The sequence below is a fragment of the Clostridium pacaense genome (genome assembly GCF_020709765.2).
GTDB classification, from domain to species: Bacteria; Bacillota; Clostridia; order Lachnospirales; family Lachnospiraceae; genus Enterocloster; species Enterocloster hominis.
The window spans coordinates 25151-37950 of record NZ_JAJFEB020000010.1; the positions used below are offsets into that span (position 1 = coordinate 25151).

A 12800-nucleotide genomic window follows, 5' to 3' on the forward strand; every position below is an offset into this window, starting at 1 on the left:
CATTTATTCCATATAACCCATTTCCTTATAATAAGCCTCAGCGCCTGGATGGATCGGAGCGCCCAGCTTAATGGGCTCCCATGCAGTCTCAGGATCAAATGCCTCCAGGGCGGCGCTTGCGTTCACAAGTGTCTGTGTGTTCTCACACAGGGCCTTTGTCATTGTATATACAGTGGCATCATCCAGCTCAGCGGATACAAGGATTACCTGCGGGGAACCGACTGTTTTGATTTCCGCGTCCTGGCCTGACCAGGTTCCTGCCGGAATGACGGTATAGTCAAAGCCTTCTTTTGTCAGCTTTTCCAGGGTATCGTCACTTAACTGAGGGAAATACATATCTGCTGTCATACACAGTTCGGATGTGGCGGACTGTCCCGGCGCGATATGGTCAATCGTCATATCTGCCTTGCCATCCTTTAACAGGCTGACAATTGCATCTGAACCTGTCTGGGTAACGCTTCCTCCCCAGGACTCAACATCCTCGTAGCTCACCCCAAGCACTTCCAGCACCTTATTGCAGGCCAGCTCCCCGAATGCGCCGGAGGATTTAACTGCTATGCGGACTGGATACTTCTGGGCAACCAGCTCCTCAACCGTTGTGATACCTGTCTTATCAACAAACGACTGGGTAAAAATCACGTTGAGGATTGCCTTGTCCAGGCCGCCTGCAAGGCCTCTTACGCTTTCTGTGGGCGGATTTCCAAGAATCCCTGTATCACAAGCCCATTTTGCAGGAGCGCCGTTGCTGATTGTCACATTACACTGGTTATTTTCAAGAATCACAGGGGAACCCACGCCGCCTGGGGATGTGGTGGTCACATCAATGACAGAGCCGTTTGGAAATGCATCCGTAAACAGATTTGCCATCGTGGACGCATATACATATGCCGTGGTCCCTACGTCCTGGGTTGCAAATGTAATCTCAACCGGTGCCGTTACCGCATAGGCACCGTCTGTCTGGCTGGCCGCGCTTTCCCCGGCCTGCGTGTCAGCCTGTGCTTCTGTCACCGAAGCAGCCACAGTGGTTTCCTGGGTTGAACCGGAACAGCCTGCCAGCCCTGCTGCCATCATACCTGCCATACCGAATGCAAATAATTTCTTCATTGTCTTTTTCATTTACTTAACCCTCCGTCTATTGTTCTTTTTACAGTTTTTGCTTTATTGCTTTTTGAAAGACGAATGCCGTAATCAATGGCATTTATCAGACTTAACTCATTTGCGATTCCCTGGCCCGCCTGGTCAAATGCGGTTCCGTGGTCCACGCTGGCCCTTACGATGGGAAGCCCCAGCGTTATGTTAACACCCGCGACCGCATCCCATTTCTGCTGTTCCTGATTATATACGAAGCCAATTACCTTCAGCGGGATATGTCCCTGGTCATGATACATGGCCACCACCATATCATACCACCCGCCTCTGGCTTTTGAAAAGATTGTATCCGGCGGAACCGGGCCCTCTGCCTGGATTCCTTCTGCCTTGGCAGCTTCAATCGCCGGGATGATCTCGTCAATCTCCTCCCTGCCGAAGAGGCCGTTCTCCCCGCTGTGGGGGTTAAGGCCTGCCACGCCGATTCTTGGCTGTTCCAGCCCCAGGTCCCTGCAGGCCTGGTATGCAATGCGTATGACCTCCAGCACCCGTTCCTTCTTCACCCGGTCACAGGCTTCCCGCAGGGATACATGGGTAGATACGTGCACTACCCGGATATTCTCATGGGCCAGCATCATGGTATATTTTTTGGTTCCTGTCATATCCGCATACACTTCGGTATGGCCTGAGTAATGATGTCCGGCCATGTTGATGGCTTCTTTATTAAAGGCATTGGTGACCGTGCCGTCAACCTCCCCGGCCATGGCCATCTGTATCACCTTTTCCACGTAACGGAACGCGGCCTCCCCGGCCATCACGGATACCTTTCCACGTTCCAGCTTATCCACGTCCACCAGATCCATATCATACACATCTATGGTACCTGCCTGGAACAGGGCCTCTTCTACGGAATGGACCGGATGTATCCTGACATCCTCTTTTCCCACAATTTTAACTGCTGCCTCCATCACGCCCGCATCCCCGATGACCAGCGGACGGCATTTGTCATAAATCTCATTGTTGGCCAGGGCCTTTACCGTAATCTCCGGTCCTATACTGGCCGGGTCCCCCATTGTAATCCCAATTATCAGACGCTCATCCATATCTGTCAGCACATCCCTTTCTCATGGTTTTCAGCCAGCACCTTCTTTAACGCCTCAATGCCCTCTTCCGGCACCTGGTTAAACGGCGCCCTGCATTTTCCTACCGGATATCCCAAAAGCGCTACCGCTGTCTTTACAATGGTATTGGGATTGCCGAACCGGAAGCATGCGCGGAAGGAACGGATGCTGTCCTGGGCCTTCCTGGCATTTTCCATATCGCCTGCCACAAAGTAATCGTAAATGGACGCCATCACCTCCGGAAATACGTTTGCACATCCTGCGATGCCGCCCGTCCCCCCTGCCAGGAGGTTCCAGAGTATCAGGGAATCATTGCCGGACAGCACGGCGAAGCCGTCGCTTTCCCTGGTCTGTTCAATGTACTGGAGCATATTGTCAAAATTGCCGGAGCTGTCCTTGGCCCCTACAATATTTTCTATCCTGCTTAGACGGGCAACCGTTGCCGGCGCCAGGGCATTGCCGGTCCTGGCCGGTATATTGTAGAGGACAATGGGCATATCCACTGCCTCTGCCACTGCACGGTAGTGCTCATACAGCTCATTCTGGGACGCCGCGGCAAAGGACGGGGTAATGATGGAGAGCACATCCGCTCCCAGGGACTGCGCCATCCTGGACTGGCGGATGGTATCCTTTGTGCTGATGCACCCGGTTCCCGCATAGACCGGAACCCGTCCCTTTGTCTCATCTATCACAATGCCCAGGACCTGCTCTTTTTCCGCCTCGCTTAATATGTATCCCTCCCCGTTCGTCCCAAATGGGAACAGGCCGTGGACGCCTCCCTTTATCTGGCGGTTGACCTGGTTCCTCAGTTCTGCCTCATTGATGGTCTCGTCCTCATTCATGGGCGTAATGATCGGCGGGATGATTCCCTTGATTTCCACCTTTTTCATCCTGTTGTTCCTCCTCCTTCTATGCCAAATCCTGCTATTCTTTTTATTCCAACATTATACATGTATTTCTTTATTCCAACATTTTACATGCATCTTTGTATTTCTGCATTTTACATGTACCTTTGTATTCCTGCATTTTACATGCATCTTTGTATTCCTTCATTTTACATGTATTCTTTGTATTCCTGCATTTTACATGATTTCCATATACAGTTTCCTGGCATCCTCAGGGGTGACTTCCCGCATATTATTCACCAGAAGCCGCTTGACGTCCATGCCTGCCTCCACCAGTGCATCCAGGTCCTGATCCCCAACCCCGTACTCCCTGAGGCTGGACGGTATCTCAAGATGGGTTACTATCTCGTCCAGACGGCGTATGATCCAGGCCGACTTTTCCTCCGGTGTCCTCTGGGGCATGCCTTTGCCTCCGGCTATCCGGTCATAGGCTGCCGCGAATCTGTCCCTGCAGGCCGGTTCGTTAAACTTCATCACCGGTACCAGGAGCATGGCATTGGAAACGCCATGGGGTATATGGTACTTTCCTCCCAGGGGATAGGACAGTGCATGAACTGCCGTTGTTCCTGATGCGGTTATGGCTGCGCCCGCATAGAAGGCGGCTATGAGCATGGCGTTTTTGGCATCCAGGGCATCGGGGTCATCACACGCCCTTTCTATATTGGTAAGGATTAAATCCAGGGCTTCCAGTGCAAATGTATCGCTGAAGGGATTGGCCTTATTGGAAGTATAACACTCAATCGCATGGGCAAGGGCGTCCACACCCGTGGCTGCCGCGATTTTCCTTGGAAGGTTTTTAATCATTTCCCCGTCCAGGATTACATAGTCAGCTATCATCGCATCGTTGACAATCCCTACCTTCAGCTCCTTCTCAGGAACCGCCACAATGCTGTTGGGGGTTGCTTCGGAACCAGTCCCTGCCGTGGTGGGTATCATGAGGGTTGGGACGCATTTCTTTGCAAGACAGGGATCATCAAGCAAATCCCTGACCGTGTATGCGTCCGTTGCCAGGACCGAGGCCAGCTTCGCGATATCCATCACGCTTCCACCGCCAACTGCTATAATAAGTCCGGCCTTCTCAGCCTTAAAAGCGTCAATGACCTTCTGGGCCTCATCACAGTCAGGCTCTGCAGGCAGTCCGTCTAAGACCGAATATCCTACCCCCGCCTCCTTTAGCAGGGATAATGGTTTCTCAAGGAGTCCGGCAGCCATGATTCCCTTGTCACTGAACACAACTGCTTTCCCGGCACATGTTCCGGCAATCTCCTTGATATGGTCCAAGGCTCCCTCACCGCTGTAAACCACATGAGGCATCTTTAATATATACTGTGTCAGCATAATACCCTCTCTTTCTTATACAATATCGTATCCGCCAGCTGTACCAGCAGGTCCTCTGTCCCAAAGCCGCCTGACTTGGATATGACCTGATACATATTATCATTAATCTTAAAGCGTGACAGCACGGTTCCCGGCGCCATCTCGCAGACCGGTTCCATCTCACAGACCTTTATCTGATTCATGAATCCCAGAAGCGTGTCGCCTCCTGTTATCAAAAGCGTACTGTTGAGACCGCGTTCCACCATATGCTTAAGGATATAACCCATGGAATCCGCTATCCTGGTCCTCACCTCATCCAGGCTGATGCCCTTTTCCCTGGCATATTCCATGGTCTCATCCGTCCCGTCGTAATCATTGCTGTCAAGGATGGACCTGCGTTCCAGCCGGAATTGCAGCATCCACTTTTTCAGCACTGCCTGCCCCTCATCCGTCTTCCAGAATCCCCTGTCCAGCTTTTGCCTGGGTGTCAGCCGTATTCTGGTGAATCCATGTTCCTCCGCATAATCCAGCTGTTTTTTTGTGATGGGATTCACGCTTCCGCAGGCTGCCAGGAACCTGGGTATGAATTCCGGCGCATAGGATTCCCGGCCCTCCAGGCCCAAAAGTCCGGGCAGTACCGATGCAAATCCCGCGCATCCGGCCATGACCGACAACCGGCCTTTACGGTACAGGTCCAAAGCGGCGGCTGTCAGGCCCTCCTGTGACCGTGCATCATATACAGCTATGCGTGACAGCGGGCCATCGTCCGGCGCCTGCCCATCTTCCATCAGGGCCGTATTGCCGTCCCCATCCTCTTCCTTAATCACTTCAACCCGGATGTTGCTCTGCTGATGGATGATATCAGGTACGAATGAACAGGTGACCGGCTCAAAGGGGTCTTTCCCAAATACGCTGTCCTTTACAGGAACATCATTTATGTAATGGATTCCTTCCCTTGTGGTTCTGCCCATCTGTGGAAATGCAGGAATGAAAGGAAGGATGTCCTGACCGGATGCGTCTAAGAGCGCGGTCAGCTCACTGCCGATATTCCCCCGTAATGCCGAGTCTGTCTTCTTATAAATAAATGGTATGCCGCAGGCCATGGCCCTCTTTGTGATATTCCACACCACTTCATAAGCATCCCTGCTGTCAAGATGCCTTGTCTCGGCATCCATTACCAGGACCCTGACTCCCTCGTCCGCCTTCCTGTAATCATACCGGATATCCGTAACCACCCTCACAACGGTGCCAGCCGCCGCGAATTGGACTCCCGTATCCAGAGCACCTGTAAAATCATCCGCTATTATCAGTAAGGTTATCACTCAATCACCGCCAGTCCCCGTATGTTGCATTTATGAACATACAGGTTTAGTTTTTTATTGTTTCTCTCTTAGTTCTGTTTCAGTTTACTAAATATTGCCTGGGTTTTCAACTGCTTTTCTCGTCTTTTATGTTCATATATGAAACATTTTAATTCTACCCCTGGATTTATATGTTCAATTATGTTACACTTGTTTCAGATAGAAACAGCGGAGGTGCTTATATGGAATCGCCTAAGATTAAAGTCCTTGGAATCGCCCCTTATGAAGCAATGAAAAATGTGATGGAAAAGCTGGCCCGGAAAAGGCCTCAGATGGAAATGGATGTGTATGTGGGGGATTTAAAAAAGGGGGTTGATATCGCCCAGAAGAATATCCAGGGAAACTATGACGTCATCATATCGCGGGGCGGCACAGCGGAAATGATTGGCAAGGTGACCCATATACCTGTCATCGAAATCAGCCTGTCCGTCTACGATATACTGAGGGCCATGAAGCTGGCTGAGAACTATTCCGACAAGTACGCCGTGGTCGGGTTCCCCAGCATCACCAGCAGCGCCCACCTGCTCTGCGATCTGCTGCAATATAAGATAGACATCGTGACCATACACAATGAAAATGAAGTGGAATCCACCCTGCGGGATTTAAAGAAGAACGGATGCCGCATGATCCTGTGTGACATGATTGCCAATACAACCGCCAAAAAGCTGGGGCTGAATTCCATCCTTATTACCTCGGGCAACGAAAGCATCGAGAATGCGTTTGACCAGGCATACAAGCTCTGCATCAGCTATGCCAATATCAAAGAGGAAAATTCCCTTCTGGGCGAAATCATCCGCGGGGAAAATTCCTATACGTTTGTGTTTGATGAAAAGCAGAACCTGTACTTCACCACCTGGGACAACGATGATTCTGAAATCACCGATATCCTGCGCAGGGAGATACCCGAGACACTGAACGGGGATAATTACAAGGCATTCCGCAACATTGACGGCAACCTGTTCTCCATCAACAGCCGTGTGATTGAAAAGTCCCTGCACCGTTACGCCGTGTTTTACGTGTCATCCACCAAGGTACCCATGGCCACCAGCAAATACGGCATCCTGTTTTCCAACAAGCGGGAGGCGGAACAGCATTTTTACAACAGTTTCTACAGTATCACAGGCTCCATGCAGGGTTTAAGGAATACGGTGGAGCAGATCAGCCAGAGCAGCTTTCCGGTTATGATTTCAGGCGAGGAGGGCACGGGAAAGGAACAGATTGCCCGGGCCATCTATGCACAAAGCTCCCTGCAGCACAATCCGCTTATCGCCATTAACTGCAGTCTTGTCAATGACAAGAGCTGGGGCTTTTTAACCAATCATTACAACTCACCGTTAAATGATAACAACAATACGATATATTTTAAAAATATCGAGGAGCTTCCCTCGGAACGGCGCAAACAGCTTCTTTCCATCATACTGGACATGAATCTGGACAAGCGGAACCGGCTTATATTCTCCTGTGTCAGCGCCAGCCAAACCGCCCTGCCGTCTGCTGCCAGGGAATTTGTCAACCTGCTCTCCTGCATGACCATCCATCTGCCGCCCCTGCGTGAACGGATGGAGGAACTCCCCACCATTTCAAGCCTGTACCTTGGGAACCTGAACGTGGAGCTGGCCCGCCAGATCATCGGGTTCGAACCGGAGGCCATGGCACTGCTGGAGGCATATGACTGGCCGTATAACTACACCCAGTTCAAGCGGGTCATCAATGAACTGGCAGTCATTACCTCCACACCGTATATAAGCGCCCGTGACGTCAGGTCACTTTTAGAAAAGGAAAGGGCCTCCTCCTTTACCGGCTCCGGCCAGACAGAGGAGACCCGCCATACAGGTCTGGATATAAACCGTACCTTAGACGAGATTACCTGCGATATAATCGGACAGGTACTGTCCCAGAACAACGGCAACCAAAGCGCGGCAGCGAAACAGCTTGGAATCAGCCGGACCACACTGTGGAGGTATATGAACCGCAGATAAACAGGCCCTAGAGCGTGTTTGAAAATTGCTTTCCGTCAGCTGTGCGTCCCACTTCGTGGGAGATTTGGTCCCGATGAGGGAGGCGTAGCGGGCTACGTTGACCGAATTGGGACCAAATATGCCGCGATGTGGGGGGTGCAGATGGCGGGAATGAATTTTCAAGCACGCTCTAAAAAACCGTCCGTTCCACCAGCCGCCACAGCACCCGCCTGCACCTGCACACATCCTCATAAGGCACATACTCATTGGGCTTATGGGCCAGCTCCAGGCTTCCCGGCCCATAGGACATACAGTCATGGTTCCCCAGGGTCCCGGCAATGACAGCCGTGTCCGTATAACCGTTAAACGCCCCGATGACAGTATCCATGCCGGTCACCTCATCGCAGGTCTGCTTCAGATGCCCAAGGAGCAGGGAACCATCGTCCTTCTCCACATAGGGACGGTCGCCGGTTATGACATAACGGCCTTTCACGCCGGGGACTTCCTGCTGCGCCAGTTCTATGGCCTGCTTCACGATCCGCTCCGCGGCCCTGGTGTCCGTGGGCGGCACCAGCCTCATGTCAATCCACACCTTACAGGTATCCGGCACCACATACGGGCGGTAGCCTCCGGTTATCTGTCCAAAGGTCACGGTGGAAACCCCAAGGTCATGGTGGGACGGACAGGCCGCGACGGACTTCCTGATGAAGCTGACCGCCTCTGCCATGGCTGCAATCGCGTCCGCACCCTTCCATGGATTGCTGGCATGGGCCGTGATTCCGTCCATGGTAAGCTCAAACCAGGTCCGCCCCTTGTGGGCCACCTGGATCTGCCCGTCCGTAGGCTCTGTATCCAGTATCCAGTCTTGTGCAGAAACCCAGCCATCCTGTATGGCCCGCTCCACGCCCCGCATGAAATCCTCCTCATCAACGGTTCCGATGAAGGTAAAGGCCCTGTCCGGAAGCTGCCCCTTCTTCCCCACCAGCTCCACTGCCCGTGCAAATACTGTCAGGGCGCAGGCAAGCCCGGATTTCATATCGCAGGCCCCTCTTCCGTAAAGCCGCTTCGCGCCGTCCTCCTGTGTAACCACAGCTCCCAGGGCAGGCGTATCCTCATTCCATCCATCCCCCAGCATCACCGTGTCCATATGGCATATGTAAGTAAGTCCCGGTTTTTCAGATTTGCCCGGTATGCGCGCCATCAGGTTGAAGCGTCCGGGAAGCACTTCCTGCTCCTTAAGTTCCATCCGTCCTGCCAGGCTTCCTCCCGCCATCTGTATCTTGCGTACCAGCCATTCCTTTATCCATCCCTCAATCCGCCCTTCATAGGCGCCGGGGTCTGAACTGTCAATCCTTACCAGCTGTCCGGCCAGGTCCCAGGCCTCATCATCCAATCCATGCTCCGCGTCCGATTCCCAAATTCCAGCCTTTGCTTCCTCCGGATTCAGCCCATCATTTCCCATTTCCCAATTCCTCCCATTACTTCTAATGCTTCATCCTATCATTCTACTACAATGCACAGATACTTCAACCCCTATGCGCCCTTAAACCTTCCCTACAGATCATCAATAATCGCCGCACTCTTTGCATAGGCCGTGCTCTTGGCCTCAAAGAAATCCGTCTTTACCATATTGGCATTGGAATACTGGTTCACCCATGCCATGGATTCCGGTTCCTTCTCATATCCTCCATACAGCGGCTCAAAGCCCAGGCCGGTCCACCTCAGGTTCCCCAGGTATTTGATATAGGACGATACCATGTCCTTTGTCAGTCCCGGCACCTCATCCCCAATCACATAACAGCCCCATTCTATTTCCTGGCTCACGCCTTCCCTCAGCATGTCCTCCAGCATTTTCACATTGTCCGGTGTGAACAGGCCCGGTTCTTCTTTCTTAAGTTCTCCTATCATGCTGCGGAACAGCCACAGATGGGTATTCTCATCCCGGTTGATGTAGCGGATTTCCTGGACGCTTCCCGGCATTTTCCCGTTGCGGCCCAGGTTGTAGAAGAACATGAAGCCACTGTAAAAATATATGCCCTCCAGGATGTAATTCGCCATCATGACCCGCAGGAGGGTGATGTCATCCTTTCTTTCCTGGAACTCGTTATAAAGGTTCCCGATAAATGTGTTCCGTTTCAGAAGGTGTCCATCCTCCTTCCACTGGTAAAGGATCCGGTCCCTTTCCACGGGGCTGCATATGGAATCCAGCATATAACTGTAGCTCTGGCTGTGCACCGCCTCCTGGAATCCCTGTATGGTCAGGCACAGGTTCACCTCGTTGGCCGTTATGTACTGGCCGATACAGGGGAGGTTGGCTGTCTGTATGGAATCCAGGAATACCAGGAAACTGAGTATCTTGTCAAATGCCTCCCGCTCCGCCGCGGACAGGTTCCGGTAATCCTTCACATCCGTGCTCAGGTTAATCTCCTCCGGTATCCAGAAATTATTCATGGCCTGTCTGTACCAGGCGCTGGCCCAGGTGTACTTCATATTGTTAAAGTCGTTGAGATTGGTGGTATTGCCCCCAATCATCCTCCGGCTGTTCTTATCCGTGTCACCCTGTGGGTTAAACAGGGATTTTGCCTTTAAAACTGTCATGTCGTGCTCCTTATTAATAATGGTATATGAATCTTGGGACTGCGCACCAGCCTGCCGCACTCAGCTGGAACAGCTCTCGCACTCCTCCACCTCCAGCGACTGGCTGCGCACATAATAGATGGTCTTGACGCCCTGTTCCCAGGCCAGGATATAGAGGTTTAACAGCTGGCGCATGGTATATTCGTTGGTAATATACAGGTTCACGCTCTGTGCCTGGTCGATGTGGCGCTGGCGCACCCCGGCTGCCCGCACCGTATAGGTCTGGTCAATGGTGTATGCGCTTTTATACAGCCAGAAGGTACTTATATCCAGCTCAGGCGCCACCCTTGGCATGATGGAATTTTTCTTTTCCTCCAGGAAGAAACGCTTCATCACAGGATCCAGGCCGGCGGTTGTCCCGGACAGGATGCTGGTGCTGCTGGTAGGAGCCACCGCCATCAGCCATGCATTGCGCATCCCCTGTGCGGCCACCTGCGCGGCCAGCCCATCCCATCGTCCGCCTTCATATCCCCTCTTTTTAAAATACTCCCCTGACTGCCATTGGCTGCCCTGGAAATATTCATAGCTTCCCTTTTCCGCGCCCAGCGCGCTGCTGGCCCGGATGGCCGCATAATTAATCCGCTCAAACACCTGGTCTGCAAATGCAAGGTGCTCTTCGCTTTCCCACCTGATCCTGTGCTTTGCCAGCATATGATGATACCCGCTGACCCCCAGGCCGATGCTCCGGTAGCGTGCGTTGGTCACTTTTGCGTAGGGAAGGGGATAAAAGTTCAGGTCAATCACATTATCCAGCGCACGCACGGCAGTGGACACAATCTCCTCCACCTCGCTGTCGCTGGTCACATCGATATTGCCAAGGCAGAGGCTTGCCAGGTTGCACACCACAAAATCACCCGGCCTGGTGGTGTTCACGATTACGGTGTCGCCCTCCCGGTTCAGGATTTCCGTTGACACGGATTCCACAGGCGACATGTTCTGGGCAATCTCGGTGCAGAGGTTGGAACAGTATATCATTCCCTTATGGCTGTTGGGATTGGCCCTGTTCACTATATCGCGGTTAAAGGCAAAGGGCGTTCCTGTTTCCACTGCCGATTTAAGGATCAGTCTCACCACATCCTTTAACAGAACCGTGCGTTTGGAAATGCGCTGGTCCCTCACGCAGTCCCAGTACCGTTCCTCCCACTCCTCTCCATAGGAATCCTCCAGGCAGTAACCTTTGACCGCCTCTATCTCATGAGGACACATGAGATACCAGTCCTGGTCCAGGCTTTCCTCTGCAAGCTTCCAGAACAGGTCCGGGTAACAGACCCCCGGGAAGATATCATGGGCCTTCATCCTGTCGTCCCCGTTATTCGTCCTCAGCTGAAGGAACTCAGGCAGGTCCTTATGCCAGGCGTCCAGATAAACCGCGGCAGCGCCCTGGCGCATCCCCAGCTGGTCCACGGCCACGGCTGTGTCATTGACCAGTTTTATCCAGCGGATTACCCCGCCCGCAGCTCCCTTAAAACCGCGTATGCTGCTGCCGGTTGCCCTTACCTTTCCAAAATACAGGCCCATTCCTCCACCGAATTTGCTGACCTGGGCAAAGTTATCCACACTTCGGTAGATTCCCTCCAGGCTGTCCGGCACCGTATCGATGAAGCAGCTGGAAAGCTGGTGGTATGGCTTCCTGGCATTGGAAAGGGTGGGGGTAGCCATGGTGGCCTTTATCTGGCTGAGCATGTCATAGAACCGGCGCACCCACTCCATCCTGACATTTTTCTTTTCCTTCATGGCCAGGTGCAGCGCAATCCCAAGATACATTTCCTGGGGCGTCTCCAGGCCATGGCGCTCACGGTCCTGAATCACATAGCGCTTCAGCAGCAGGTCCAGCCCCGCATAGGTGAACAGGCAGTTGCGCTCCTCACGGATGAATCCCTGGGCCTGTGCAATTTCCTCCCTGCTGTAGTTCTCCAGGATATACGCCCCGTAAAGCCCCTGGTCTGTCAGGTATTTAAGCTTATCATAGAGGGAGACAATGCCCAGTGTACCAAGACGCTCCTTTACTTCCTGTTCAAACTGGCAATACCTCAATCTGGCCGCTGCAAACTCCCACCTTGGCGCCTCCCTGGAGGTCAGCTCCGCCGCGGACCTGATAAGCGCCTCCATGTGTTCCTCCGCAGTCATATGCGCTTTTTCAAATGCCCTGCTGCGCTCAAATAAAAGCTCCAGCCCATAGCCTTCACCTGTAAAATCCCGTTCTATTCCCCTAAGGCATTCCATAAGCCCCGGATTCCCGGTCCCATGGACCACCGCGTTTATATACGTATCATTCATAATCTCATTATTATCTCCTTATGTTCCTTCCATACATAACCCTTACCGCACAGATACCAGCCGCGTTTCAGAGCCACGGTTCCCATTATAAACCATATATCTTGTGGTTACAAGCTGAATTTATACAAAAATACCCAA

At 52.5% G+C, this 12800-nt stretch carries 9 protein-coding genes and 1 pseudogene; 1 reads left to right on the forward strand and 9 read right to left on the reverse strand.

Going from position 1 to position 12800, the window contains the following annotated elements:
- Positions 1-3: 3 nt before the first annotated feature.
- The 5 genes from LK536_RS46305 to LK536_RS46325 all read right to left on the reverse strand — a co-directional run bounded on the left by LK536_RS46305 (position 4) and on the right by LK536_RS46325 (position 5751).
- Positions 4-1116: a TAXI family TRAP transporter solute-binding subunit gene (locus LK536_RS46305; RefSeq protein ID WP_227795718.1), complete on the reverse strand. Its 1113-nt coding sequence runs from the start codon at positions 1114-1116 to the stop codon at positions 4-6.
- Positions 1113-2189, reverse strand: a complete 1077-nt coding sequence (pdxA, locus tag LK536_RS46310; RefSeq protein ID WP_474912571.1) for a 4-hydroxythreonine-4-phosphate dehydrogenase PdxA — start codon at positions 2187-2189, stop codon at positions 1113-1115. The genes LK536_RS46305 and pdxA overlap by 4 nt, the downstream gene beginning before the upstream one ends.
- A 5-nt stretch (positions 2190-2194) precedes the next feature.
- Positions 2195-3097, reverse strand: coding sequence for a 4-hydroxy-tetrahydrodipicolinate synthase (dapA, locus tag LK536_RS46315; RefSeq protein WP_008720275.1), 903 nt, complete (start codon positions 3095-3097; stop codon positions 2195-2197).
- 192 nt (positions 3098-3289) lie between these two features.
- On the reverse strand, positions 3290-4450 hold the full coding sequence (locus LK536_RS46320; RefSeq protein ID WP_227795717.1) for an iron-containing alcohol dehydrogenase: 1161 nt from the start codon (positions 4448-4450) through the stop codon (positions 3290-3292).
- Entirely contained in the window at positions 4444-5751 is a 1308-nt protein-coding gene (locus tag LK536_RS46325) for a four-carbon acid sugar kinase family protein (protein WP_227795716.1), read from the reverse strand. The genes LK536_RS46320 and LK536_RS46325 overlap by 7 nt, the downstream gene beginning before the upstream one ends.
- Positions 5752-5972: 221 nt before the next feature.
- Here LK536_RS46325 and LK536_RS46330 point away from each other — a divergent pair, with 221 nt between their 5' ends.
- Positions 5973-7769 carry a sigma-54-dependent transcriptional regulator gene (locus tag LK536_RS46330; protein WP_025485244.1) on the forward strand — a complete coding sequence of 599 codons (1797 nt, stop codon included), beginning with the start codon at positions 5973-5975 and terminating at the stop codon, positions 7767-7769.
- Positions 7770-7823: 54 nt separating this feature from the next.
- Here the strand turns inward: LK536_RS46330 and LK536_RS46335 are convergent.
- The 4 genes and pseudogenes from LK536_RS46335 to LK536_RS46350 all read right to left on the reverse strand — a co-directional run.
- Positions 7824-8051, reverse strand: a pseudogene (locus LK536_RS46335) (DUF6783 domain-containing protein); the annotation flags it as partial.
- Positions 7939-9210 carry a M20 family metallopeptidase gene (locus LK536_RS46340; RefSeq protein ID WP_331472137.1) on the reverse strand — a complete coding sequence of 424 codons (1272 nt, stop codon included), beginning with the start codon at positions 9208-9210 and terminating at the stop codon, positions 7939-7941. The pseudogene LK536_RS46335 and the gene LK536_RS46340, both read right to left, overlap by 113 nt.
- Before the next feature lie 92 nt (positions 9211-9302).
- A complete protein-coding gene (locus LK536_RS46345) occupies positions 9303-10346 on the reverse strand; it encodes a ribonucleotide-diphosphate reductase subunit beta (protein WP_120054890.1) in 1044 nt (347 codons plus the stop codon).
- Positions 10347-10406: 60 nt separating this feature from the next.
- A complete protein-coding gene (locus LK536_RS46350; protein WP_227795715.1) occupies positions 10407-12662 on the reverse strand; it encodes a ribonucleoside-diphosphate reductase subunit alpha in 2256 nt (751 codons plus the stop codon).
- Between the last annotated feature and the right edge of the window lie 138 nt (positions 12663-12800).

What these genes read in the sequence shown, in the direction of transcription:
- LK536_RS46305 (WP_227795718.1), bottom strand. Translation starts at nt 1,116, where the DNA reads ATGAAAAAGACAATGAAGAAATTATTTGCATTCGGTATGGCAGGTATG.
- pdxA (WP_474912571.1), bottom strand. Translation starts at nt 2,189, where the DNA reads ATGGATGAGCGTCTGATAATTGGGATTACAATGGGGGACCCGGCCAGT.
- dapA (WP_008720275.1), bottom strand. Translation starts at nt 3,097, where the DNA reads ATGAAAAAGGTGGAAATCAAGGGAATCATCCCGCCGATCATTACGCCC.
- LK536_RS46320 (WP_227795717.1), bottom strand. Translation starts at nt 4,450, where the DNA reads ATGCTGACACAGTATATATTAAAGATGCCTCATGTGGTTTACAGCGGT.
- LK536_RS46330 (WP_025485244.1), top strand. Translation starts at nt 5,973, where the DNA reads ATGGAATCGCCTAAGATTAAAGTCCTTGGAATCGCCCCTTATGAAGCA.
- LK536_RS46340 (WP_331472137.1), bottom strand. Translation starts at nt 9,210, where the DNA reads ATGGGAAATGATGGGCTGAATCCGGAGGAAGCAAAGGCTGGAATTTGG.
- LK536_RS46345 (WP_120054890.1), bottom strand. Translation starts at nt 10,346, where the DNA reads ATGACAGTTTTAAAGGCAAAATCCCTGTTTAACCCACAGGGTGACACG.
- LK536_RS46350 (WP_227795715.1), bottom strand. Translation starts at nt 12,662, where the DNA reads ATGAATGATACGTATATAAACGCGGTGGTCCATGGGACCGGGAATCCG.